This window comes from Flavobacterium caeni, from assembly GCF_900101895.1.
In the GTDB taxonomy this organism is placed as follows: Bacteria; Bacteroidota; Bacteroidia; order Flavobacteriales; family Flavobacteriaceae; genus Flavobacterium; species Flavobacterium caeni.
Genome location: NZ_FMVF01000019.1, coordinates 17,086 through 39,709 on the forward strand (window position 1 = coordinate 17,086; position 22,624 = coordinate 39,709).

Annotated in this window: 31 protein-coding genes; 27 read left to right on the top strand and 4 right to left on the bottom strand. The window is 45.7% G+C overall.

All coding sequences use genetic code 11. The features are described from left to right. Positions 1-2: 2 nt before the first annotated feature. The 4 genes from BLP55_RS14650 to BLP55_RS14665 are packed head-to-tail and all read right to left on the bottom strand — an operon-like array spanning position 3 to position 2,781. Positions 3-479: a hypothetical protein gene (locus tag BLP55_RS14650; RefSeq protein ID WP_091146226.1), complete on the bottom strand. Its 477-nt coding sequence runs from the start codon at positions 477-479 to the stop codon at positions 3-5. Beyond that, entirely contained in the window at positions 476-2,032 is a 1,557-nt protein-coding gene (locus BLP55_RS14655) for a hypothetical protein (RefSeq protein WP_091146229.1), read from the bottom strand. Before BLP55_RS14655 ends, BLP55_RS14650 begins: the two co-directional genes overlap by 4 nt. Further along, on the bottom strand, positions 2,025-2,510 hold the full coding sequence (locus tag BLP55_RS14660) for a hypothetical protein (protein WP_244503474.1): 486 nt from the start codon (positions 2,508-2,510) through the stop codon (positions 2,025-2,027). The genes BLP55_RS14655 and BLP55_RS14660 overlap by 8 nt, the downstream gene beginning before the upstream one ends. Beyond that, entirely contained in the window at positions 2,497-2,781 is a 285-nt protein-coding gene (locus BLP55_RS14665; RefSeq protein ID WP_091146234.1) for an oxidase, read from the bottom strand. Before BLP55_RS14665 ends, BLP55_RS14660 begins: the two co-directional genes overlap by 14 nt. Positions 2,782-2,950: 169 nt before the next feature. Between BLP55_RS14665 and BLP55_RS14670 the strand changes: the two genes are divergently transcribed. The 27 genes from BLP55_RS14670 to BLP55_RS14805 form a co-directional block, all read left to right on the top strand. Further along, complete coding sequence (locus BLP55_RS14670; RefSeq protein WP_091146238.1) at positions 2,951-3,943, top strand: HK97 family phage prohead protease; 993 nt, start codon at positions 2,951-2,953, stop codon at positions 3,941-3,943. Positions 3,944-3,974: 31 nt separating this feature from the next. Next, the gene (locus BLP55_RS14675) at positions 3,975-4,817 is read left to right on the top strand and encodes a hypothetical protein (protein ID WP_091146242.1); all 843 of its coding nucleotides are present in this window, start codon (positions 3,975-3,977) and stop codon (positions 4,815-4,817) included. Beyond that, the gene (locus tag BLP55_RS17495; protein ID WP_244503475.1) at positions 4,817-5,263 is read left to right on the top strand and encodes a hypothetical protein; all 447 of its coding nucleotides are present in this window, start codon (positions 4,817-4,819) and stop codon (positions 5,261-5,263) included. Before BLP55_RS14675 ends, BLP55_RS17495 begins: the two co-directional genes overlap by 1 nt. Before the next feature lie 137 nt (positions 5,264-5,400). Then, on the top strand, positions 5,401-5,871 hold the full coding sequence (locus BLP55_RS14685) for a lysozyme (RefSeq protein ID WP_091146400.1): 471 nt from the start codon (positions 5,401-5,403) through the stop codon (positions 5,869-5,871). A gap of 77 nt (positions 5,872-5,948) precedes the next feature. Further along, entirely contained in the window at positions 5,949-6,470 is a 522-nt protein-coding gene (locus BLP55_RS14690) for a hypothetical protein (RefSeq protein WP_139149701.1), read from the top strand. Next, positions 6,467-7,642, top strand: a complete 1,176-nt coding sequence (locus tag BLP55_RS14695; RefSeq protein ID WP_091146308.1) for a DUF2586 family protein — start codon at positions 6,467-6,469, stop codon at positions 7,640-7,642. The genes BLP55_RS14690 and BLP55_RS14695 overlap by 4 nt, the downstream gene beginning before the upstream one ends. Beyond that, a complete protein-coding gene (locus BLP55_RS14700) occupies positions 7,642-8,061 on the top strand; it encodes a hypothetical protein (RefSeq protein WP_091146312.1) in 420 nt (139 codons plus the stop codon). The genes BLP55_RS14695 and BLP55_RS14700 overlap by 1 nt, the downstream gene beginning before the upstream one ends. Before the next feature lie 28 nt (positions 8,062-8,089). After that, a complete protein-coding gene (locus tag BLP55_RS14705) occupies positions 8,090-8,455 on the top strand; it encodes a hypothetical protein (protein WP_091146317.1) in 366 nt (121 codons plus the stop codon). Between the two features lie 70 nt (positions 8,456-8,525). Further along, positions 8,526-9,074: a hypothetical protein gene (locus tag BLP55_RS14710; protein WP_091146321.1), complete on the top strand. Its 549-nt coding sequence runs from the start codon at positions 8,526-8,528 to the stop codon at positions 9,072-9,074. A gap of 220 nt (positions 9,075-9,294) precedes the next feature. Next, the gene (locus tag BLP55_RS14720) at positions 9,295-11,124 is read left to right on the top strand and encodes a hypothetical protein (protein WP_091146330.1); all 1,830 of its coding nucleotides are present in this window, start codon (positions 9,295-9,297) and stop codon (positions 11,122-11,124) included. Beyond that, positions 11,124-11,723 (top strand): DUF6046 domain-containing protein, encoded by a 600-nt coding sequence (locus BLP55_RS14725; protein WP_091146333.1) that lies wholly within the window; start codon positions 11,124-11,126, stop codon positions 11,721-11,723. The genes BLP55_RS14720 and BLP55_RS14725 overlap by 1 nt, the downstream gene beginning before the upstream one ends. After that, on the top strand, positions 11,723-12,688 hold the full coding sequence (locus BLP55_RS14730) for a late control protein (RefSeq protein WP_091146339.1): 966 nt from the start codon (positions 11,723-11,725) through the stop codon (positions 12,686-12,688). The genes BLP55_RS14725 and BLP55_RS14730 overlap by 1 nt, the downstream gene beginning before the upstream one ends. 1 nt (position 12,689) lies before the next feature. Then, positions 12,690-13,211, top strand: a complete 522-nt coding sequence (locus tag BLP55_RS14735; protein WP_091146342.1) for a tudor domain-containing protein — start codon at positions 12,690-12,692, stop codon at positions 13,209-13,211. After that, entirely contained in the window at positions 13,212-13,583 is a 372-nt protein-coding gene (locus BLP55_RS14740; protein WP_091146344.1) for a hypothetical protein, read from the top strand. Between the two features lies 1 nt (position 13,584). Further along, positions 13,585-13,872 (top strand): hypothetical protein, encoded by a 288-nt coding sequence (locus BLP55_RS14745; RefSeq protein ID WP_091146348.1) that lies wholly within the window; start codon positions 13,585-13,587, stop codon positions 13,870-13,872. 3 nt (positions 13,873-13,875) lie between these two features. Then, the gene (locus BLP55_RS14750; protein ID WP_139149703.1) at positions 13,876-14,748 is read left to right on the top strand and encodes a hypothetical protein; all 873 of its coding nucleotides are present in this window, start codon (positions 13,876-13,878) and stop codon (positions 14,746-14,748) included. Beyond that, positions 14,729-15,229, top strand: a complete 501-nt coding sequence (locus tag BLP55_RS14755) for a hypothetical protein (RefSeq protein ID WP_139149705.1) — start codon at positions 14,729-14,731, stop codon at positions 15,227-15,229. The genes BLP55_RS14750 and BLP55_RS14755 overlap by 20 nt, the downstream gene beginning before the upstream one ends. Before the next feature lie 2 nt (positions 15,230-15,231). Further along, the gene (locus BLP55_RS14760; RefSeq protein ID WP_091146359.1) at positions 15,232-16,044 is read left to right on the top strand and encodes a hypothetical protein; all 813 of its coding nucleotides are present in this window, start codon (positions 15,232-15,234) and stop codon (positions 16,042-16,044) included. A gap of 1 nt (position 16,045) precedes the next feature. After that, the gene (locus BLP55_RS14765) at positions 16,046-16,534 is read left to right on the top strand and encodes a hypothetical protein (protein ID WP_091146362.1); all 489 of its coding nucleotides are present in this window, start codon (positions 16,046-16,048) and stop codon (positions 16,532-16,534) included. A 38-nt stretch (positions 16,535-16,572) separates the two neighbouring features. Beyond that, complete coding sequence (locus tag BLP55_RS14770) at positions 16,573-17,325, top strand: hypothetical protein (RefSeq protein WP_170826883.1); 753 nt, start codon at positions 16,573-16,575, stop codon at positions 17,323-17,325. Position 17,326: 1 nt separating this feature from the next. Further along, positions 17,327-17,635, top strand: coding sequence for a hypothetical protein (locus BLP55_RS14775; RefSeq protein ID WP_091146371.1), 309 nt, complete (start codon positions 17,327-17,329; stop codon positions 17,633-17,635). Further along, positions 17,632-19,005, top strand: a complete 1,374-nt coding sequence (locus BLP55_RS14780; RefSeq protein WP_091146376.1) for a hypothetical protein — start codon at positions 17,632-17,634, stop codon at positions 19,003-19,005. The genes BLP55_RS14775 and BLP55_RS14780 overlap by 4 nt, the downstream gene beginning before the upstream one ends. A 173-nt stretch (positions 19,006-19,178) precedes the next feature. Next, a complete protein-coding gene (locus BLP55_RS14785) occupies positions 19,179-20,027 on the top strand; it encodes a DNA adenine methylase (RefSeq protein ID WP_091146379.1) in 849 nt (282 codons plus the stop codon). 174 nt (positions 20,028-20,201) lie between these two features. After that, positions 20,202-20,651, top strand: coding sequence for a hypothetical protein (locus tag BLP55_RS14790; protein ID WP_139149708.1), 450 nt, complete (start codon positions 20,202-20,204; stop codon positions 20,649-20,651). Positions 20,652-20,826: 175 nt separating this feature from the next. Beyond that, positions 20,827-21,348, top strand: a complete 522-nt coding sequence (locus BLP55_RS14795) for a hypothetical protein (RefSeq protein WP_139149711.1) — start codon at positions 20,827-20,829, stop codon at positions 21,346-21,348. 158 nt (positions 21,349-21,506) lie between these two features. Beyond that, a complete protein-coding gene (locus BLP55_RS14800) occupies positions 21,507-22,133 on the top strand; it encodes a GldM family protein (RefSeq protein ID WP_139149714.1) in 627 nt (208 codons plus the stop codon). Between the two features lie 198 nt (positions 22,134-22,331). Further along, the coding region (locus BLP55_RS14805) for a helix-turn-helix domain-containing protein (RefSeq protein ID WP_139149717.1) at positions 22,332-22,624 on the top strand (293 nt) is incomplete at its 3' end.

Sequence of the window (22,624 nt, forward strand, 5' to 3'; positions counted from 1 at the left end):
GCTTAATTATTTTCGTGTTTGAATTTGCGGTATTGGTATTTGGGCGCGACGATCCTGTAAAGCGTGAAGCTGAAGCGGATCTTGTAACTCATTATCCCGTCCTTATTTTCGCCTGGCTCATCATCGGTCTGTTGTAGGGGCTGAAAATAGTCACCCGCCAAAAATTGCAGTTTTTCGACGATGTGATCGATAACATCGATCTCGGTGAGCCCGCCGTCCGGATCGGTTGTCGTGTTGTGCTGATTCATCCAGCCGTCCTTGCAATAAAATGTAATCTCAAGTGTACCGTTTCCTTCCTGCTTGTTTTCGACCATTGCCTCCCACTTGATCGCGTTGATCTTTATCAGCGCGGCAGTCCAAAGCTGGGGAATCCCGTCTTTGTCGTTAAATTGGTTTCGGTCGAGATCAACCAATTCAAGCTGCCGGATCTGCCCAAGCGCCGCCTTTGTTTTTTCAAATAGTTCCTTTCTCGGCGTCATACTCTTCTCTTTTTGTTGCGTTTGCCAATTACCGGCCTTTGGTTGCTACCTTCCTGCTGGGAGTAACCAAATAATACACGACCTTTTCGGACGCAGTTCTCGAGCGAGTCGAGAATATCATCAGGGCTTTTGCAGCCTTTCTCAAATGCCAAAATGTGCGCTTTGGTGTTTTCCCAATCATCGGTGTCCAGCAGCCGCTCGTCGAACGTGATCAGGCCGCGTTTGAAAGTTCCGGTCAAAGTTGCATCGATGCGATCGTGCTTGTCGCCTGAAGCGTGATCATCGAACGGGATGCTGGCCGCATTGTTTTCCTCACAAGCGACAAGCCATTCCGGTTCGTAAACCGATTTTTGCGCAGCGGTCGCGTCGTAAAATGAAATGATTGACATTCCCAGCCTGTTGTACTTTCGTTGCCACTCGTAGTGCATATCCATCGCGTCCGGCCTCGCGCATTGTCGGTTGAAAAGCTCCAAGACGTGCGCCCGGCCTTTGTCGAGCGACAACAAGACACCGCCCTTAAAATCGCCATTATTGGAATAGGACAAATCCCAAAACTCAATCAGGCCGTTGAAGATCTGATCTTCTTTTGTAGCTTGAAATTTAAGCCACTCCTCTTTGATACGTTTTCCTTCCTCGATCGGGTTGTTGAAGTCCTCGCGCTGGCTGGTGTGGTAATCGGTATCATCGACAATGTCAATACATTCCTGCTTCGTGTAACGCTCCGGCCACGACGGGTTGTAATCCCGATCGCACAGATTGACGGTCATTATATGAAGGTTCGGCGACTTCTTATTTTTATTGGCGAACCCGTCTACAATGCCATCTTTCACGATATAGTTGTTTGCCATCACCTGACGGAAGCGGCCTTTTTGCCCGGCCTTTCCTAAATCGCCAGTGAGCTTCTGCACGTTCTCTTTTGTCAGCTCGATGTTCTTTGCCTGCTTACGATCTTCTAAATCGTCCATTGACGCGAAATCCGGTCTGTTGGCACCTTTACGCAAACCGCGAAACGGCTGGTTTAAACCCAGCGCCATAAAAAACGATTTGTCGTTTGTTTCAAAATTACCGTCAGCCCACGAGCCGTATTGCATCTGCAAACCAAAATCTTTGATGTAGCGCTCATTGCTTTCGAGGTGGAGCTGCAAATCAGATAAAAGCAGGTTTGAATGATCCTGCGTTTTGCCGATAATCAGTCCAAACTTCAGCTCGTTGTTCTGCTTGAGGTGCGTCACGTTTCCGACGTTCGTGTGGATTGATTTCGCAGCGCCGCGAAACCAGCGTCGCTGCTGCTTGATCAACGGATTGCGGAATAGTTTGAGATAGCTGTCAAGGTGGAATTTGGCGCACGGCGCGTCAGCCAGCGCCAGCCCTGAATTAACCCCGAAATAATAATCGAAAAACTCGATGTAGTTTTCAGGCTTCAAAAGCCGCTTGATACGTTTTTCCTGCTCTTCGGCAGTTTCTTTAAACAACGATTGATACGTCAGTTCCTGAATGAGCCGCGACTGCCGCTGATAGTTTTCAATGGCCTCCTTTAATTCCGATTTAGTCATTTTGGAGGAGTTCGTTAACGTATTTGTCAAAGTACATTCGGCTATTTTTCAAAAGTTCAAGCAAATCTTCCCGCTTTTTACCGGTGCTGTTGCCGGCGAGAACCATCATGAATTGTGAAAATCCGTCAAGGCTTTCCATAGTGTACACCGCACGTTTCCGACTATCGTTCAGACGATCAAACGCCGCAGCTATTTTTGAAAGGTCATCGGCTTTGTGCATTGGCCTTCTACCTTCTTTGATGTCGATGACATACTGAAGGATCAGTTTTTTGATTTCGGATGGACGGATATTATTCAGTTCCCTCTCTTTTTCCCATTGCCCGTCATCGCGCCACGCTCCCAGCGTCTTTATGCCAACGCCGGTAATTTCCGAAATGCTCGGCAGCGAAAATCCCTTCACAAAAAGATCCTTTCCCTGACTTTGTTTGTAGTCGCGTTCGGACGCAGTCATACGCCCTTTTGGTCTAGTATTCCCCATCAACTATGATTTTACTGTCTTCACTGAATTTGACATTCCTAACCTTCACGCCGTCGTATTCGAGGTTCTTTTTGATCTCGATTAGAATGCTCATCGGATCGTCATCAGAAAGTAAATTGGTGATACCTACACCAAGCTCCGGAGTTTCCTTAAAATCTCCTTTGTCGGCTATGATAATATGTTCCTGATGTTGGTCATCGGAAACGTCAATAACGAGATCACCGTCAACGATCAGAAGATCTCCGTTTTCGTCAGTTCGTATGTCTTTCATATAGCAAAAGTCGCTTTTAGGAATTGGCTGTAAAATTTTGCTATATGATCTTGTAACAATTAGTTACAACCGTTGTATTGATCCGGAACAAGCTCTAACAGTCTGTTTTTTTTTGGGATTTCATTCGCTCAATTTTGCCTCACCAAAGCGAACGCATAACCCCAATTTGATGAATAAGCACACATTTGTAGTCAATACCGAAAATGTAAACGAATACAAGTATCGCGTATTGACCGATGGCATCGATTACGAACAATTCCTGCGAAATCCGGTTGTCCTTTATTATCACGAGCGATACAACGGCAAGGATCGCGGCAGCGAGGTAATTGGCCGCGTCGTCAAGCTTTGGATCGAAGATAAAAAGCTATTGGCTGAAATCGAATTTGATGTCGATGACGAATTCGCCGCGAAGATTGCTGGTAAAGTAGAGCGCGGATTTATCCGTATGGCGTCAATGTATGCCGATGTGCTTTCGACTTCCAGCGCCCCGGAGGATCTTCTGCCGGGTCAGGTTTACGAAACCGTTACCCAATGCAAACTAATCGAGATTTCCATTGTGGATATCGGCGGCAACGATGATGCACTCAAGTTGTCGAAGTGTTCAGGCGAGCAACTCAAGCTCAAAGAAATTGTTCTTAATAAACCCGATAATATGTCACATTTAAAAACTATTGCGCTGGCATTAGGCAAAGCTGCCGACACCGGCGAGGATGCTCTTTTGAAAGAGATCCAAACCATCATGCTGGCGAAAACCAACGCCGAAGCTCAAGTTACCAGCCTGACATCAGAATTGAAAGCGATCAAGCTCGAAAAGGCTACCAAATTGGTTGACCGCGCTGTTGAACTTGGTTTGATTCAGGATGTATTGAAGCCAACGCAAATCGCCGCATTCGATGTGGATTACGATGGTCAGACAGCGATCCTTTCAAAATTGATCGCCGACAAGGAGCTGGAATCCGGGCAAGCCGGTACTGCCCAGACGGTGAAGGAAGTTGTGTTGAACGCCAAAGGAACGACTCCGGCAGCACCAACCGCTGAAACCTTCGACTATTTGCAAAAGCACAACATTGTGAAGCTGCAAAAGATGAAAGACGAAAACCCGACGCAGTACGCGAAGCTCCACGAGGACTACAAAAACGGCGTCCGTCACACCGACAAATAATCATTAACCCCTTTAAAAAAGAACCATACAAATGGCTGGATTATTGAAAGAAGTTTGGATTGCCGGTATTCAGGAAAACCCAATCCCTAACACAAGCTTTGTTTCCGCGTCGGTTGACAAATCCGAATACGTCGAAAACAACAAATTGCACCTCGCCGAGGCCGGTATCGAACCAGGCGTTCACGAGGACTACTTCAACGGCAACGAGGATGATTTGCCGATCGCATCGGTCGACGACATCCCGCACGAAGTTGTATTGAAAACTTATTCGACCGAAAGGACACGTCACCGTGATTTGCAGGAAGTCGAATTGTCGTACAACAAACGCGCATCTGTGACCGCAAGGCACAAAACCTCACTCGCGAAAAACTTGGGCGTCAGAGCCGCTTTCGCGTGGACACCGGCAACCAACACCACGTACAACAAAGTTATCACTTTGGGCGCTGGTTCAATCATCGACGCGATCATCGACTTGCAGGCGCACTACAATGGCCTCGATATGTACGACAATCTTCACATCTGTTTGAAGGCTGCGGACATGGCCAAGATCCGTAAAGAGAACAAAGTCCTTTACAAGGAAATCTTGAAAGGCGAAGATCTCTACGGATTCAAAGTGTGGCAGTACAACAAAACCCCGTTGTTTACCTCTCTCGGTGTGAAAAAAGCGTTCGGCGCTGTAAAAGAAGCCGGTGACTTGCAGGCATCATTCACATGGTGCAGCGACGAAACCTTCCGTTGTTTCGGTGATACCGAAATGTACCAAACGCTCCGCTCGGCAGCATCACAGGCTGACGAGATTTCATTCGCGCAACGCGCTCTTGTCGGTAACATCCGTGCAACCACACCTAAATACTTGGGTGCAATCATTTCCTAATGAGTAAGCACAAGGAAAAAGCGGAAAAGTTCCTACAGGATCACCCGCAACTCAAAGAGGTGTACGTGACAGCCGAAGGCTTCATGTTCGTAGACAAGAAGTATGCATTGCAACACAATGGAACGCTGGCCGAAGGATCGGAAATAGAAACGTTCGTTAACCCGAACGCGCCGGCAATCGCCGAAGATCCTGCAAGCCCATCCGGAGCTGCTGCAACGCAAAATGCCCCGAAAGCGAGCACGCCGAAAGCGAGCACGCCGAAAGCGACCACGCCGAAAGCGACCACGCCGAAAGCGAGCACGCCGAAAGCGAGCACGCCGAAAGCGACCACGCCGAAAGCGACCACGCCAAAAGCTTCGGAAACCCCGAAGATCGAAGAAACTCCGAAACCGGAACAAACAGGTACCGATAACGCCAATTCAGGAGCTGACGCTGACGCTGAATAACGCTGATCGGGAAAAGTAAAGTTTATAGCCGCCATTGCACCGCATGGCACTCGCCGAACCCCAAGCAGAACCCCCTGCAATATTACACAGATCGCAGTCAATGCGCGGCTATGACTTTATTAAAACAACAAACAAACATGAAACTAGATCTTAACGGTTACAACATCATTGCCGACTTTGAAGGCTTCAGATCAAAACCGTATTTGTGCAGCGCCGGAGTTCCGACAATTGGTTATGGCACGACCATTTACCCAAATGGGCGTAAGGTAACTATGAAGGATCCCGAAATTTCAAAGGCCACAGCTTTTGGGTACTTGAAGTTTATAGCTGACTTATTTGCTCGCGACGTCACCAGCTTGGTAAAGTCGAAAATCAACCAGAGCCAATTCAACGCTTTAGTGTCGTTTGCCTACAATCTCGGATCGGACATAGATGCCGATGACATCCCGGAAGGTTTAGGCGACAGTACGCTCCTGAAAAAAGTAAACCGCAACCCTAGCGATCCAGCAATCGCAAGCGAATTTGCAAAATGGAATAAAGCCAGCGGAAAGGTGTCATCCGGACTTGTAAAACGCCGCGCGAAAGAAGCGAAAATCTATTTTTCGTAATGGCTCGGGCTTGGTGCTATTGGTTCGCCTTCCTTTTAATCCTGCTTGTTATGACTTGCAATTAAATCACTTTTAAAATGAAATTAAAAATCCCATATATAGTATTGTTTTGTTTGGCTTTTAGCTGTTGTTTTTTGACTTCCTGCCGTACCTCCCAGCGGCAGGAAACTCAAAAGACGGAAATCAAAAGCGAAACGTCAACCGAGAACATTGTCACCTATCAGGACACGACGATTTACGCGCCAAAAGCTGAAACTGTGATCAAGATTCCCGTGCGAATTTTGGAAACGACAAGCTATAAAGATCCGGTTAAAAGGCCGGTTTATTACACGCAAACAAACGGTCAAGCGACTGCGAAGTTCAAAGCCGAAAACGATACAATCTACATCACCGCAACTTGCGACAGCGTGGCGATTGTTGCGAAGATCAAAAGCCAGCTCCAAAAATCAAAAACCAACAACAGTATATCAGACAAACAAGCCTTCGAGCAGAAAGTTACCAAAGGCTTTTCATTCATTGAAATGATCGGCTACTCGGTTCTCGCTTTCATCGTCGGATTTGTGATCTGTTTTTTACTTAAAACCTTTAGAATATTATGAATTTACCTAATGTAAGATTTAATATCTCATCCAACGGTTTAGGGCTGTTGTTGGCAGATATTCAGAAAATACCTGGTCTTGTTTTGACAGGTGCAACCGTTGTGGGTGCCAACAAAGTGACAATGGGAAATTCCTATCAGATCTTTTCGCTTACCGAAGCTGAAAACTTAGGGATTGAAAAAACCGGCTCAAATGCCTTCGCATGGAAGCACATCAATGACTTCTACAGAAAAGCCCGCAAAGGTGCTGAATTGTGGATCATGGTTGTGCCAGCTGCAAAGACGCTCGAGGAAATGGCCGACGTAAATGGTGTGTATGCTAAAAAACTTCTCGCCGATGCATCTGGAAAGATCCGGGTTTTGGGCATGGTTCGTAAGTCAGCCGGTGCCGAAACCATTACAGCAGGCATCGACGCAGATGCAGAGCTTGCCGCGATCAAGGCGCAGGCACTTGCCCAGCAGTATGCCGACAACTATTTCCCGTTGCGTGTGATCATTTCCGGAAACAAGTTCAACGGCGTTCCTGCCGATCTTAAGGACTTTTCGACGACTGACTACAACAAAGTTGGCATTATGATCTCCAACAACGACGGCGCTCCTGAAGCTTCAATCGGAATGGCGCTGGGTAAGTTGGCCAGCATTCCGACGCAGCGGAAAATCAGCCGCGTAAAAGACGGAGCGGTCGAGGAATTGAACGCTTATTTTACCAATGGCGAGCGCGTGGAGACGCTCGACACCGCGTGGAACTCAATTCACAATAAGAACTACATCTTCCTGCGGAATTTCGCCAACAAGTCGGGATATTACTTCACAGGCGATGCAACCATGACCGCGCCGACCAACGATTTCAACAGCTTGGCTCGCGGGTTCGTAATGGACGAGGCCGTTCTGATAGCCTATGCTGTATTGGTAGAAGAGCTTTCCGACGAGATCCCGGTCACCGAAAGCGGCAAGATCCACCCGGCGATCATCAAAGGCTGGCAGAACGAGATCGAAAGCCAGATCAAAGCAAAAATGGTTGATCTCGGCAAATTGTCAGGTGTCAAGTCTGTAATTGATCCGGATCAGGATGTTTTGAGAACCAACAACCTCGACGTCGACATCCAGCTCCTGCCGGTCGGTTATAGCGATTACATAACTGTAAACATAGGATTTACAACAACTTTAGAATAATGGACACAGTATCAAGTAAACAGTTTTCGTGGAATGAAACTTCCATCCTGATTGGCGGCAGAATCATCGAAGGTGTCGTCGATATCGAATACACCGCAAAACAGGAAACAAAGCCATTAAATGGCCGAGGTAACAAGCCCCACAGGATACTCAAAGGCAACAAAACCTTTACAGGTAAAAAGACTATCTGGCAAAGCGAATTTGAAGCGATGGTCGAAGCAGCACCGAACAAAGATGCGCTTGATCTGGAGTTCGACATCGTTTGGGCGCACACACCAGCAGACGGTGTAGGCAAAGCGGTCGTCGAAGTACTAAAGGGCTGTGTGATCTCGGAATATAAGAAGTCAATGAAACAAGGCGACACCAACATGCTGGTTGAGCTTCCGTTCGACTTCTGCGATGTGAAACCACAAGTTTAAGATAATGCGATTGATTAAACCACTCTTAATGATCGCCATCGGGATGATGGCGGTCACGGCGTTCGCAAGTACACCAATGCCGGAGAAAAACCAAAAAGCAACCCTTGAATTGAAGTACGCTTCAATTGAGATCGTTGCCGATGTACTACCAACCTATGTTCTGACAGTTGAAGCCGTAGGAACCTTTGTCGTGAGTTACGACGCTCCTTTCGTTACCAGAAAAAATTCCGAACCGTTCAAACTGTGCGCGATCGTCACCGATGTAGGTTGGTCGTGTCTGCCGGAGCAAAATAGAAAGGTGCCGTACGTGGAAAAGCTGAATGCTGCTTATTTGATTGACCACGAGAAAAACCTCCGGGAGTTGGGAATCACAAGCGCCCGACACGACTGTTAAAAAAAAGCAAATTATCATATAAAGCCATTCATGCAAAGTGGATGGCTTTTTTTAAAACAACAAAAGCAAAATGGAAATTTCCCAAGAACAAATTCAGGAATGGAAAGAGCAATACGGCGGCGTTTACAAATTGCCGGTCGACGACAAGGTCGCGTATTTGCGCCAGCCCGAGATGACAGATTTTAAACGCGCGTTTGCAGCGATGAACAAAGGCGGCGATATCGCTTTCGGTGAGGAAATGATCAATTCGCTGATGATCGGCGGCGATCCTGAAATCAAGAACGACATCGACTATTTTAACCCGGCACGGAAGCGCCTGGTCGAATTGTTTGAATACGACGATGCTGAAGTTACGGACGCCAAAAGCAACAAAACGCAAATCAAAATAGGAGATCAGAAGTGCCTCGTGAGAATGATCACCCGCGATGATCTGAAAACTGCCGAACGTAAAAATCCAGCCGGTAAGCCTTTCGTAACCCAAGAGAAGCTTTTCGATGCCATTTGCGTAGAAAAGGACGAAGCTTTCAATGATAAAAATAACCCAGCGATCCGGATGCCGCTTTACAAAGCGATCGAGGAACTTCAAAACAAGAAGGTCGCTTGGTTGGAAAAGCTTTAGACGAGGCGGTCATCGATCGGCGGGACGCCTCGTCGTTTAACCACGTCCAAAGGAATAGCAAAGACGAACCCGTCATAAACTTCAGGTTGCTGGACTCCTACCTGATGTATTACATGAATATCAGAAAGCCGCACAAGCTCAAAGACAGGGAGTGGGCTGAACTTGTTCAATCCCTGCACTATATCAGAACCCAAGAAAGTAAATCATCGGAAAACCCGCAATGAACGCATACGAATTCATCATAAAAATGCGCGACTACGCCAGCTCAAGTATTCGGAAGCTCGGCGATTCGGTAGGCGCTACAAAAACCAAAGTAGACGGTTTGGATGGATCGTTGCATAAAGTCGACAGCACGACTAATATGGTCGGCAGCTCGATGGGCAAATTGAAAAATATCATCGCGTCCGTTTTCGCGGTAGCGACAGTATTTGCGTTTACGAATAAGGTTATTGACGCCCGGAGTGAATACGAGAAGTTCAACGCCGTACTCACCAACACATTCCAATCGGATAAAGTTGGTGCAGCGGCGCTGAACATGCTGACGGATTTCGCCACCAAAACGCCGTTTCAGCTCAACGAGCTCACCGGCTCATTCATAAAGCTCGCCAATCGCGGTTTTGCACCGACGCGCGATGAAATGACGAAGCTCGGCGATTTGGCTTCAAGTCAGGGCAAAGGCTTTGACCAACTTACCGAGGCGATGCTCGATGCCCAAACAGGCGAATTCGAGCGTTTGAAAGAATTCGGTATCAATGCATCGAAAAGCGGCGACAAAGTAATGTTGTCGTTCAAAGGCGTCACCAAAGAAGTAAAGAACAATTCTGATGCGATCGGTCAAGCATTGATGCAATACGGCCAGATGGCCGGAGTGTCCGGATCTATGGAAGCTATTTCACAAACGCTGGGCGGTCAGATCTCAAACCTTGAGGATCAGTGGTGGAATTTTCTTGTAGCGGTCGGTGGGGAAAGCGGCGGCATATTCAACGGCGTGATTTCGCTTTTAAGTAGCGGGCTGGCATTCCTTCAGGAATATTTGCCGGTGATATCCGATTACTTCCGCGTTTTGTGGTCAACGATCCAGCCGGTGTTTGGTGCGATCAATCAGCTGCTGGGCGCAATTTTCGGATTTCATACCGCTGGCGACGTATTGCGAACCTTCGGCAACATCATGACCGGGCTGATTATGGTAATTGATTTCATGGTTCAGGGTGCATTATCGCCGATGGGTAAAATCGTTTTGGGCATTGCTGGCGTTTGGCTGATATGGACAAAAGCAACTTGGGCGTATAACGCTGCCTTGGCGGTCTACAATGCGCTTATGGCTGTAAACCCGATAACTTGGGTTATCATTGGTGTCATCACTTTGATTGGAATTATCGGGATGCTTTCAAAATATACATCCGGATGGGGCGAATCATGGCACCACACGGTGAACGGTGCGAAATTCATTTGGGAAACCTATGCGTCATTCGTAAAGGCGCAATTTAATACGGTCGTGCAGGCCGTGATGATCGGAATTGATAAACTCAAGCTTGGCTGGTATCAATTCAAAGAGGCGGTTGGCATCGGTAACAGCGCCGAAAATCAAAAGATGATCGCAGGGATCAATGCCGACGTCGAGGCGCGTAAGAAATCGATTGTCGACGGTTACAAGAAGGTTGCCGAAAACGCCGCAAACGCGAAAAAGGAATTCAGCCAAATTGGGATCACGGTCGATACAAAAGGTATGTCCAAGGATTTCAACGCGCTCAAGGCAAGGTTTGGATCTGCCGGTGGCACAAAAGACACCAGCACAACGGCCTATGATGACTTTTTGAAAAATCAGCAGCCAGCGACGGCCAATGCCAAAGGCAAGGAAAAAGAAAAGAAAGACGGCATCGTAAGCGGTGGGTCGAAGATCACGCACATCACGATCAACATCGACAAGCTTCAGGACGACACGAAAATATTCGTTAGCAGCACCGAGCAGGGTTTGAGCAATTTGGGCGATAAGGTGCAGGAGATATTGTTACGGGCTGTCAACAGCGTGAACCAAATGCAGACGAACTAATGGCGGTATTTGATTTTAAAAAAGCAATTGCGCGGATCGCTTTCGATTATGTCGGACCAGGCTTCCCGCTTTGGTGGAAACAGCATAAAACGAAGTTCAACCTTCCGGATCTGAAAAACATCAACAGCGCCCAGCTGCTCGGCGCAAAGTACTTCATGACGTTGAAGCTTTCGTACGAAGGAAAAACGTATGAGTTGCCAAACGAACCGTTGATCTCGATCAGCTTGACAAAGACTATCATTGAAACGGCCACGGTAGGTAAAAAGCGCAAAGGATCAGTAATTGAATACATCACAACCGAAAACAACCAGATCACCATGCGCGGTGTTTGTTTCGATATCGATAACCCGGAACGTTACCCTGCCGATCAGGTAGCGATTATCAATGAGCTTTTTGATATTGACGATGCGCTGGACGTTGTAGACAATCCGTTCTTTGAACTTTTCGGTATCCGAAAAATCGTGTTGAAGTCAAAGCAAATTGACGAAATGCAAGGCCAGCAGGGATTGCAAGGCTACACGATCACGGCGATCAGCGATCAGGATTTTTATGCTGACTTGAACGAGTTGGAAGTCACACAAAGTAATTTTCTGAAATAATGTTTGTTCTCGAAGGTAAAGTAGAAATCGGAAACTACGTTTTTCACTCGTTCAACGAGGTCGAGATCACGAAATCAGTTGAGGAAATGGCAGACACGGCGATTATCAAATTGCCGACAAAGTTCAAGGTGAAGCAGAACAATGCCCAACAATTCACCGAGGAAGCGATCAAGGCCGGTGACAAGGTAAAGATCACGCTTGGATACTCCAAGCGTTATTCCGGTGTCGAGTTCGTTGGCTTCGTCAAAAAAGTAAGCCCGAAGATCCCGCTCGAGATCCATTGCGAAGATGCAATGTGGCTATTGCGCCGCAACAACATCACCAAAAGTTGGAATAAAACGACGATGAAGGCGATTCTTCAAGAAGTAGTAAAAGGAACGCCGGTGCAATTGGCCGACAATATCCCGGACGTGCCGCTCGACAAATGGATCATCAAAAATGCGAGCGGCGCACAAGTTCTCGAGAGTTTCAGGAAAGACCTTTTAATGTCGGTCTACATTAACGACGAGGGCAAATTGTATTGCGGCCTTCAGCAGCTCAACAACATTGGCCAGAGCGTTGTCTATGATCTCAATTACAACCTGGTCGAAAACAATCTTGAGTTCAAAACCAAAGACGAGCGTAGGCTGAAAATCAAATATACCTACATCGGCAAGGACAACAAACGCAAGTCGATCGAGGAAGGCGACGAGGATGGTGAATGCAGATCTTACCACACGTCGGTAATTTCGGATGAGTCGAAACTTCGCCAAATGGCGAGAGCAGAAATTGAAAAATTGAAATACGACGGCTTCGACGGTGACGTGACGAGCTTTTTAATTCCATTCGCCACGCGCGGGATGAAGGCAATCATCAAGGATAAAGAACATCCGAATCGCGAAGGAAGCTATTTTATAAAAAAGGTCGTGACCAGCTTCGGTACCAGCGGTGCGCGTCGCAAAGTCACGATCGGAACAAAATTGTAACATGGATCCAGAAAAAGAGCTTGCCGACGCATTCAGGGCATTGAAAAAACGCGACGTTGACACGTTTCCAGCGATCGTTGTTTCAGTAGATAAAGAGGAAGGAACCTGTGTTGTAAGTGATGAGGAATTAGAATACACCGACGTTCAGCTTGCAGCTGTTGTAGACGGAAACGGTAACCGGTTTTTTTTGTTTCCGAAGGTCGACAGCCATGTATTGGTCAGCCCGATCATGGAGGATTTGAAACGCCTGTATATCGAAGCCTATTCAGAAATTGAAAGCCTCGATTTAAAAATTGAAGGTGTGCAGTTTCAAATCGACAAAGATGGGTTCCTGCTTAAAAAGGAAAACGAAACGTTGAAAAAGCTTGTCGCTGACCTGATCGGTGCATGCAAAGCAATGAGCTTCACTGTAGCGACTACAGGAAACGCAGCGGCGCAGACCGGCGCAACGGTCGCTTTGCAAAACATAGCGCAATTCGAGGCCGTTGAAATGAGATTTAACCAATTTTTAAAAGACAATTAAATGAACGAATTACTCATCGCCATTGGCGCGGTAATATCGGGTGGCGGCACCGGCTTTTTTACTTTTCTGTTTATGAAAAGCAAATACAAGCAGGAAGTTGAAAAGCTCAAAGTCGAAGTTTTGCAAGCCAGAGAGAGCGCGGACACGACGGCAATAGAAAATGACATCAAATTGTCTAATCATTACAAAGAGATCCTTGATGACTTGAAAGCTCGATACGAAAGCCGCTACCGTGAATTTGAGGAAATGATGAATCGAAAATTCAAGTTGTTGGAGGAAGAGCTTCGATTAAAAGACAGAAAAATCAAGCTCCAACAAGAGGAAATACGCGAATTGAAACGAGAAAACGCTTTGCTTAAAAAGCACCAATAAAATGAAACAGACGGTATTACATAACCAATCGATGCTTGATATCGCCGTTCAGGTTGATGGATCCGTTTTCAACGTACTGAATTGGAGCTTGGCAAATCGTATTCCGGTCACGGACACGCTCGACGCTGGTCAACAACTTAACACGCCCGGAAAAGAACATTCATTTGAACAAGTAGCAACATTTTTCAAAAACAAGGCGATTGTCATCGGAACGTATTATACCGCTCCGGAGCCGGTAACAGAACCCGAACCGACAATTGTTAAATACGAATTCCCACAATCATTTTAAATCATGGCAAGAAGTTTTCAAGATATACAGCAAATGATATTGGCAAAAAAAGCCGAGGCAGTTGAACTCAACGCGCTACAGGTTTTGACCACAGCCGAAACCGGGCTATCGGGAGCTGACAGTACCAGCAAGGTTGCTATTTGGCGATTGATCGTGTGGATCGTTGCTTTCTGTATCTGGCTTCACGAGCAAGTCGTCACGAAAAACGCCGACAATTCGCGCCCGCTTAACCGTCCGAATTTTATTTCAATGGTTTTGAATTTTCATGATGGGCTGCCGCTAAAGTGGATCGATGGACTTTTTCAATACGATTTGTCGACGGTTCCCAACCCGGACACCCTGAAAATTATAAATCGTTGCGCATTGCTCGAGGGCAATGGTCAGATTGTAGTAAAAGTTGCGCACGACAATAACGGAACGTTGGAACCAATCGCAGACGCCGCCGCCATACGTCTTAAAGATTACATCGTGTCGCAAATACAACCTGGTCCCGAAATCGTCGTTGTAAACAAAAGTGCAGATCTGTTAAAAACCGCACTTCGTGTTTATGTGGATCCGCAAATGATTGATCTTATCACCGGTGAGAAACTGCCGAGCGGTTCGGGCATTTTTCCTGTTGATGCTGCAATAACGGAATACCTGACCGGCCTGACTAAAGCGGAATTGAACGGTGCATTCGTCGTGAATAAATTTAAGCAAACGATCGAGGCCAAAGACGGCATCGACTTGGTGGAGATCGATTTGTTGCAATGGTCATTTGATGCAGCGCCATTCGCGGACTTTACTGAATGGAAAGTTCCTGAAAGCGGATATTTCAGGCTCGACAGCGTAAACCTTACAAAAACATTCCTGCCGTATGTACTGGTCAACGCTTAATTTTTCAAAACTCGTCGAGCTGCTGGTGCCTACGTTCCTGCGAAAGAATAGAACGCTGGCATTTTTAAAGGTTTTGACAGCACCGATGCAAATCATCGCTGCGGAAAACCTTTACAGGATGCAGCACGATGGCCGCACTATGTACTTGGAAAAAATGCTGAATGAGCATTACGGCGTGTCGTCGTACAATCATCAGGATCACGAGAACACAAAGCTCATTTACATCGATACGGTCAGCACCGGCGATAAGCTATACATTTTTCAGGACATCGAAACCGAAGTTTCGTTTTTGGAAGATGACGACATTATCGACGATGATCTTGATCTGTTTCTCGAGGAAGGCGAAGACAATACACTCGGTTATAGTTTTATCATTTTCATGCCCGACACAATCACCTTCAACGAGATCGCCTTGCGCGCTTTGGTTGATAGTTACAGGTATCTCGGATATAAATACATCATTGAAATTTACACCCCATAATTATGAATTATTTTGATTTCACCAAAATAGGCGGCTATCGCTTAAAGCAATTCACCTTCCGAAAAATGCAGGAAGCCTGGTTGCAAATCTTGAAAATGTTTGTCGCATTCTGTAACGTTCCCGATGTCGGCAACTACGTGATACAGGGCTGCACAATCGACGGCGCGAATATTACTTCCGGCTATTTGTACATCGACGGCGAGCTATGCCGATTTGAGGAATCTGCCGGTGATCTCACTACCAAAATCAAAAAGAACGTCGTAATACAAAGCCTGGGATTTAAAAACGGAAACAGCGAAAACGTATTCAGGTTTACGAACGCAGTTACTGACGCCGTCGACGGTGCGCCGCTCAATGCTTTCACGCGCGTATTTCCCGTTTTCGACGGGAACTATGTACACACAGACAACAACTTCTCAGATTTGGATAAAATAAAGCTCGCCGGTATCGCTCCGGGCGCGGAAGTAAATGTCCAGTCTGACTTCGACGTAATAGACCCGACGTCGGATGCCTACATCAAAAACAAGCCGCTCGTTCCAGATGTTCTCAAAATGCACGACTACTATGTCGGGGACATCGGAACCGATGACTTTCATCCGGATACCACGGTTACCATAAACTTTCCGGACGTTTTGACCTCAGACTATCAAGTTCTTTTAACTCCTGTGGGTGTAACAGGGGGTAACGCAAATAATGATATTTCTTGGGTGGTTTTTGACAAAACCCCCACATCGTTTAGTGTCGCGTTACGTGGATATTCCACCGATGTTCAAGACATCCGACTCGATTATACGTTAATTAAAAAAACCACATAAAATGAAATTTTACGAAGCCATAGAAGTCGCCTTCAAGCCTTTTGTTCATTGGAACCAAATCGCGGCAAATATCGACCAGCTCATTGACCTTGGGCGCGAAGATGATCCGCTAGTTTTACCGTGGGAGCTTGTACCATTAAATCAGTTTGGAGTTTCACCAATGAAGATCGTAGGCGGGGAACTCGTTGAGCGATCAAGCGCGGAAATGGACGCTTTCGAGCTTGAGTACAACCAAAAGCTACTCGTAAACGAGGAGGCAAAGAAAATCAACCAGATCGCGCGAGGCTCGTTTAATTACGGGGGCAAAACCTTTCCAATGCATGATGCGGCACGCGCCAGATACATGGCAATTGCTTTGGATTCACCGTACACGAACACCAACTTCATGACCATAACCGGCGAAGTGGTAACGGTCGAAGCGGCCAACGTCCCTGCATTCATGTCGCAATACTATAAACAAATTCAACTCATCACCAACGTAACACCGTAACCATGCCCGACAATGATTCAACGCGTCCGTTTTTGTACATGGAACAAAAAGAGGACAGTGCCGAAAAACTCGCATACGCCGCAGGCAAACCAACGAAGCACTTCTTTTTTGCGCCCGAATTGATGCGCACGGTCGGCGCTGTAAACGAACTTTGGCGGCTGATCCAGGCGCTGCAATTGCCAACGAGCACCATTTTGGAACTCATCGGCGATAAGGTTGTGGATTTCGACGAAATTGGCGACTTGGACATCCTCGACGTGATCAATTCTGCGGAAGGCGATGGTGTCTATTTGGGCGTTCCGAATGCTACTTACATCAGTTTCAAACAGAATGGCCTTATGCGTGTCTATGCGTTCGTAGGCGTGTCCGGGGACTACGGCAGCGGCGAGGGACTGCACACGTTGATGGACTCCGATCTTTTGCAATTGGTTTATGAAGTCGAAGGCCAATCCTCGCCGGTGTCTAACCCTGATGTGTTCGAAGCTGTGTTTTATTTGGTGGAAGGTGGGAACCCTGTAATTGCTGATTCGCCACATATCGCAGATTTTACGCCTACGTTTGTCAGAAATGGACCCGGTTCTTTCACTCTGGCATCTGTTGGCCTGAATCCGTTGCCGAAATTTGCCACGGTATTTATGAACATGACCACGCATTTGCACACGGTGTCATACGCCTATTCAACGCAAAATGAAATCAAAATCTACATCAACGATAATGCTACAGGAGCGCTCGCCGATCCGCCCGGCAACCTTACGCGATTATCAATGAGAATTACAAAGCCAACCAGTTAAGATGAAACAGATAGATTTGACCGTCGCGGCGGTGCTTGACATCGTGGGTATCAATAAAGATGAGACGCGCCACATTGATTTTACGGCTGAGGAAGATTGGACAGGAACCTACGAGCTGGCCATGTATAATTCGCAAGCCAAAAATGAAAAGACGATCATCGCGGGCGCAGTTATGGTTGATGGATTGACGCTTACGTGGGAGCTTTCGCCTGCACTTCAGGGAATTCCATCGGCCAAGCGCTATTTTGAAATCACCGATGTGGATCAGCAAACGGTAATTATTAAAGCGGAAGTCACGATAGACAAATGAACGTAACGATAACCATAAGGCAAAAACCCAAAAGGATCACGGTTTCATCGTCAGTTCCGGGCGTGGTTGTAACTTGTCCGCGTCCGTTGAATGTCTCGGTGTCGTTGACCCGCGACGGCGCGAAAGGAAAATCGGCCTTTGAACTTTGGCTTGTCGATAATCCGGACGGCACGCGCGAGCAATACGACGATTATTATCGGGGTGCTGAAGGGAAGTCCGCTAAGCAGGTGTGGCTTGATGACCATCCCGGATCAACGGACGCCGATTATTACGATTGGGCACGCGGTGCGCGAAATTGGGGTGAGCTTGAGGGCGATTTGCAAGAGCAGCAGGATTTGATGGACGCCTTTGACCAGAAGCTCAACGTGGCGCTCGTTGGTAGCGCAAATGGCGTTGCGCCGCTGGGTGCCGATGCTAAGATACCGACCGCATTTTTCCCGGACGAGATTCTCGGAAACGTAAGATTCCGGGGAACATATAACGGCGTGGTCGTGAGTTCCGCATACGCAACTTTCAACAGCTTACCGCTTCCGAACCCTACGGCCACCAATGCCGGTGTTTATTTCATCGTTACGGTACCGTTTTCAAAAGACGGTAACGATTATTCAACCGGCGATTGGATTTTGTCAATCGGCGCATTGGCCGGATGGTCGAAAGTTGACAACAGCGATTCGGTTACATCCGTATTTGGCCGCATTGGTAACATTGTAGCGCTTGAATCCGATTACCAGGCGTTTTATGTTCGGTTGACACAAGTTTACAACAACCCGATTTGGATAGGCAGTTTGGCCAAGTCAAAGGTAGGACTCGGCAATGTAGACAACACCGCCGATGTGGATAAGCCTGTGTCGAACCCGCAAAAGACATACATCGATGCCGGTGACGCGTCGCTGAAGCCGTTTTACCTCGCACAAACCGCCGACTACCAAAGCGCCGCCGCGATCGGCCAAAGGAGAATGTTCAATGCAACGCCGAACGGCCAGTTGAATCTGCCTGTAGGGTTGTATCAGTTGACCTTGGTGGCCACGCTTGCGACGCTCAATAACAATACACTCAACTTAGGGTTTTCGGGTTCTGCCGTCATTGCAGACGTTCGGCTCGTTTCGGAGTGTTGCAAGGGCGCTGACAATAGCCCTGCGTGGCAAACGGTGATGTTTACAGATTTTTCGACGAAGACCATCCACACAAGCAACGTGAATACTATGGCCAGATTGATCGTTTCAGGCAGTTTTAGGGTGACGACAGCGGGTAGCGTTCAACCCACGATCGGCGGGAATTTGAACTTGGCACCGACTACGGAAATAGGTTCGGTCTTTATAGCGCACCCGTTGGGTGGCGTTGGCGATAATCACTCGTCGGACGCGAACTAAAAACATCGTAGGAGGCGCGATTTTAAAAAATGTCCTCCGAAATTAAACACTTCTCACGGTAATTTAATTAGCTACAACGCCACGGCTCGGAGGACAAATGTCTTCTGACCGTGGCGCTGTGTATTATGTAAGTTACCGTGAGAGGTGCAAAGATAGTGTAATTTTTATTTTTTATGAATACCACAAGAGAGTTTAGAAACGCCCCGCTACCATTCATGGGGCAAAAGAGAAAGTTTTTAAAAAAGGTCAAAGAGATCATAGTCGACCACCCAGCGGATTGCACCTACGTAGACTTGTTCGGTGGAAGTGGGTTGTTGTCGCACACGATCAAAAAAAGTGTGCCGACTGCTAGGGTAATCTACAATGACTTTGACAACTATCGCGAACGCCTGGCAAATATCAAACAGACGAACGCGCTGTTGCACGATATTCGTCAAATTGTTACAGGACTGCCAAAAGACAAAAAGATTGGCGCAAATGAGCGCTGTTTGATTTTGGATCGAGTACGCCGGGAAGAAATTGAAAAGGGCTACGTTGATTTTATCACCGTATCGTCGTCGATACTGTTTAGCATGAAGTACGTCACATCGATGGCCGAACTTGAGAGAGAAACACTATACAACGTAGTGCGCGAATCTGACTACGATGCAACCGGCTATTTGGATGGTGTCGAAATTGAATGCATGGACTATAAAGCCATGTTCGAGAAATACAAAGGCGGCCAAAACGTCGTTTGGTTGGTTGATCCACCGTATCTGTCAACGGAAACCGGAACGTACAAGAGCAGCTATTGGAAACTTAAGGATTACCTTGACGTGTTGAATGTCTTGGATGGCACAAACTATTTGTACTTCACGTCAAACAAGTCGCAAATCGTTGAGTTGTGCGAGTGGATTGAGACCAGAACTGCTACGGCCAACCCATTCTACGGCGCTACCACCAGCACGATGGCTGTACAGATGAATCACAGCGCGAAATACACGGATATGTTACTGTTCAAGTATGATTTCAAGGAAAAATAATAAAGGCCGCGAAATGCGGCTTTTATTTTGATTTAAACAGGCTTTAAAGTGAATAGGTTTCGATTATATTTGCTGAAAAAAGAGAACGTTTCGTTTTACAGATTAATACGTTTCGTTTTCGCGATTATATATTCAATTCAGTCAGCGACTAAAAGATTCAAAAGCACATATTCGTTGGATGTAGTTCACGGGCAAAAGGCACAAGACTTTAGCTATTTGTTTCGTGCGTCTTGTGTTTGTATTTTCTTCTCTTTTGCAGCTATAGAGGCCTTTCTTAATCAAACACTTCCTGAACATAAATTGATTGATTATAAAGGCAAACAAGTTGGAAAAAAAACCTTGGAAAAAGCAACTTTTGAAGAAAAAATTTCTACAATTATTCCATCTATTTTAAAAAAAGACTTTGCTGATTCAAATAAAAATGACTACGAGGTAATATTAAAATTAAAGAACTTGAGAAATCGGCTCGTGCATCTTAAGCAAATTAGAAATGGTTTAACTTCTTACAATGATATTTATCAAGATATACTTAATGCTAATTACAACGAAATTGTAGCCACAACCAAAAATTTCCTTAACTTCCATCATTCAGGTTTAATTGAGAATTACCCACTAGAAAAGTAACTGCAGTTAACCGCCGTTTCAAGCAATTGCCGCGTTTTCAGTAAGTTGAACGTTTGGTTTTCACGAACTTTGTTTTATCTTCACCGAGCGAACTCAGTTCCGCATTGATCGGCAACTGCGTGAAGCGGCCTAACGTTACTGGCAAGCTCAGAACCATATGAACGAAATTCTACAATTGGAAAAAGATGAAAAATATATTCTCGCCTATGAAGAATATAAAAAAGCATATTTCAAAGAGTCCGAGAATTTTGACCTTTGGAAAAATTATTATTTTTTTCTTTGGTACATTATGGCTGAAGATACAGCACTTAAATTGACAAATTTCATTAAGCAAAATAGCATCGAAACGCTATTACCAAGTATCGCTTCAGATGGAATCAAAAAATATAAATTGAATCCCGAAGCGCTATTTATATTGGGATATACCGTAAGTTTATTTCCCTATTTTTTTGGTGAATATTTAGAATGGGAAGAAAAAGGAAAATCATTTCTTGAAAGCGCATACAACTTGTCATCTTCTGATAAAATATATAAACTTGCATATCTCGGGTCGATCTATAATCAAGAAAACAAAGACGAATATGATGAAATTTGCTTACAAGCAGCAAATGAGGTAAAATCAAGATTCAGCGGAAATGGTTTGCTAAATTCATATTTTTCAGAAGTCCTTTATAGAATCGATAGAGCCAGCCAGTAACAGCGCAGTTAAGCAAGAGCTGGTTTTCGGTAAGTTGAACGTTAGGTTTTCACGAAGAAAGTCTTATCTTGGCAGAGAGTACTCAGTCCGCTTTTCCGCTCCTGCGTAACTGCGCGAAACGTTATGCGAGGTTATTTAATCTAGACCGTCAAAACAAGATGAGAAATATATCTTTAATAATTTTTTTCTTCATTTGCTCATTGTGTAGCGCCCAAGAATTTTACTTGACCAGCGAAATCAACCATACAATCATTAAGTCCATTCCAAATCCTATAATCTTTAGTTTTCCTGGAAAAGAATGTAATGATTTTAATCTGTCAACAGATAATGGAAAGATTGAGAAAAGTAATTCTAATTGTAAATATTTAATTTATCCTGACTCAATTGGCTTTGCAAAAGTCATCGTTAAAAATAAGAATGGTAAAAAGATTGGCGAAAAAAATTTCCAAGTTCGAAATGTAGATTTTAGAGTAATTGTTCCAGGCATTGAAGATTATAATATCAAAGATGTAAATCTCTTTGGTCATACTGCAAGGTTACAAATTACTTCAGACGATTTGGCTTGCATATCTATTTCATGGAAACTAGAATGTGAACTAATGATTGTCGAAAATGATAGAAATATTCATTTCAAAATACGTTCTGAAAACGGTATATTAAATCCCGAAATAAAAGATCAATTTGCTTTACTTAAAAATGGAAATCTAGTTTTATTTAATGATATCAAATTGATTATTGACAATAAAATATTCAAAGCACCTGGAATCATGTTAAAGGTACAATAACCCGCATAACCGCCGTTTCAAGACATTGCCGAGATTTCGGTAAGTTGAAAGTTCTATTTTCACGAAGAAAGTCCTATCTTGGCAGAAAGAACTCAGTCCGCTTTTGCGGCAACGTCGTGAAGCGGCCTAACGTTGTGCGCAAGCGTAGGGCCGATTCAGAAAACTAACGCAACACTTTTAATCTTAAATTAGTGTTGTATGAAAACAAAATATTCCCGTCTAAACATGCAGGAAAGGATCCAGATCGAGAAGCATTTCGATAACGGACTTTCCGCCTCATCGATTGCGATTCTGCTCGGCAGGAACAAGTCTACCGTCAGCCGCGAGCTGAAAAAGACCAGGTACAAATCTTATTCATCTTATCACGCGCAATTGGCGGCGGCCAGGGTGTGTATGGAGAAAAATTACGGACGATCCAAGATCAAGGACAATAAGCGACTCTATGGATTTGTGGTGGCCCATTTGAGAAAAAAATGGTCGCCCGAACAAAT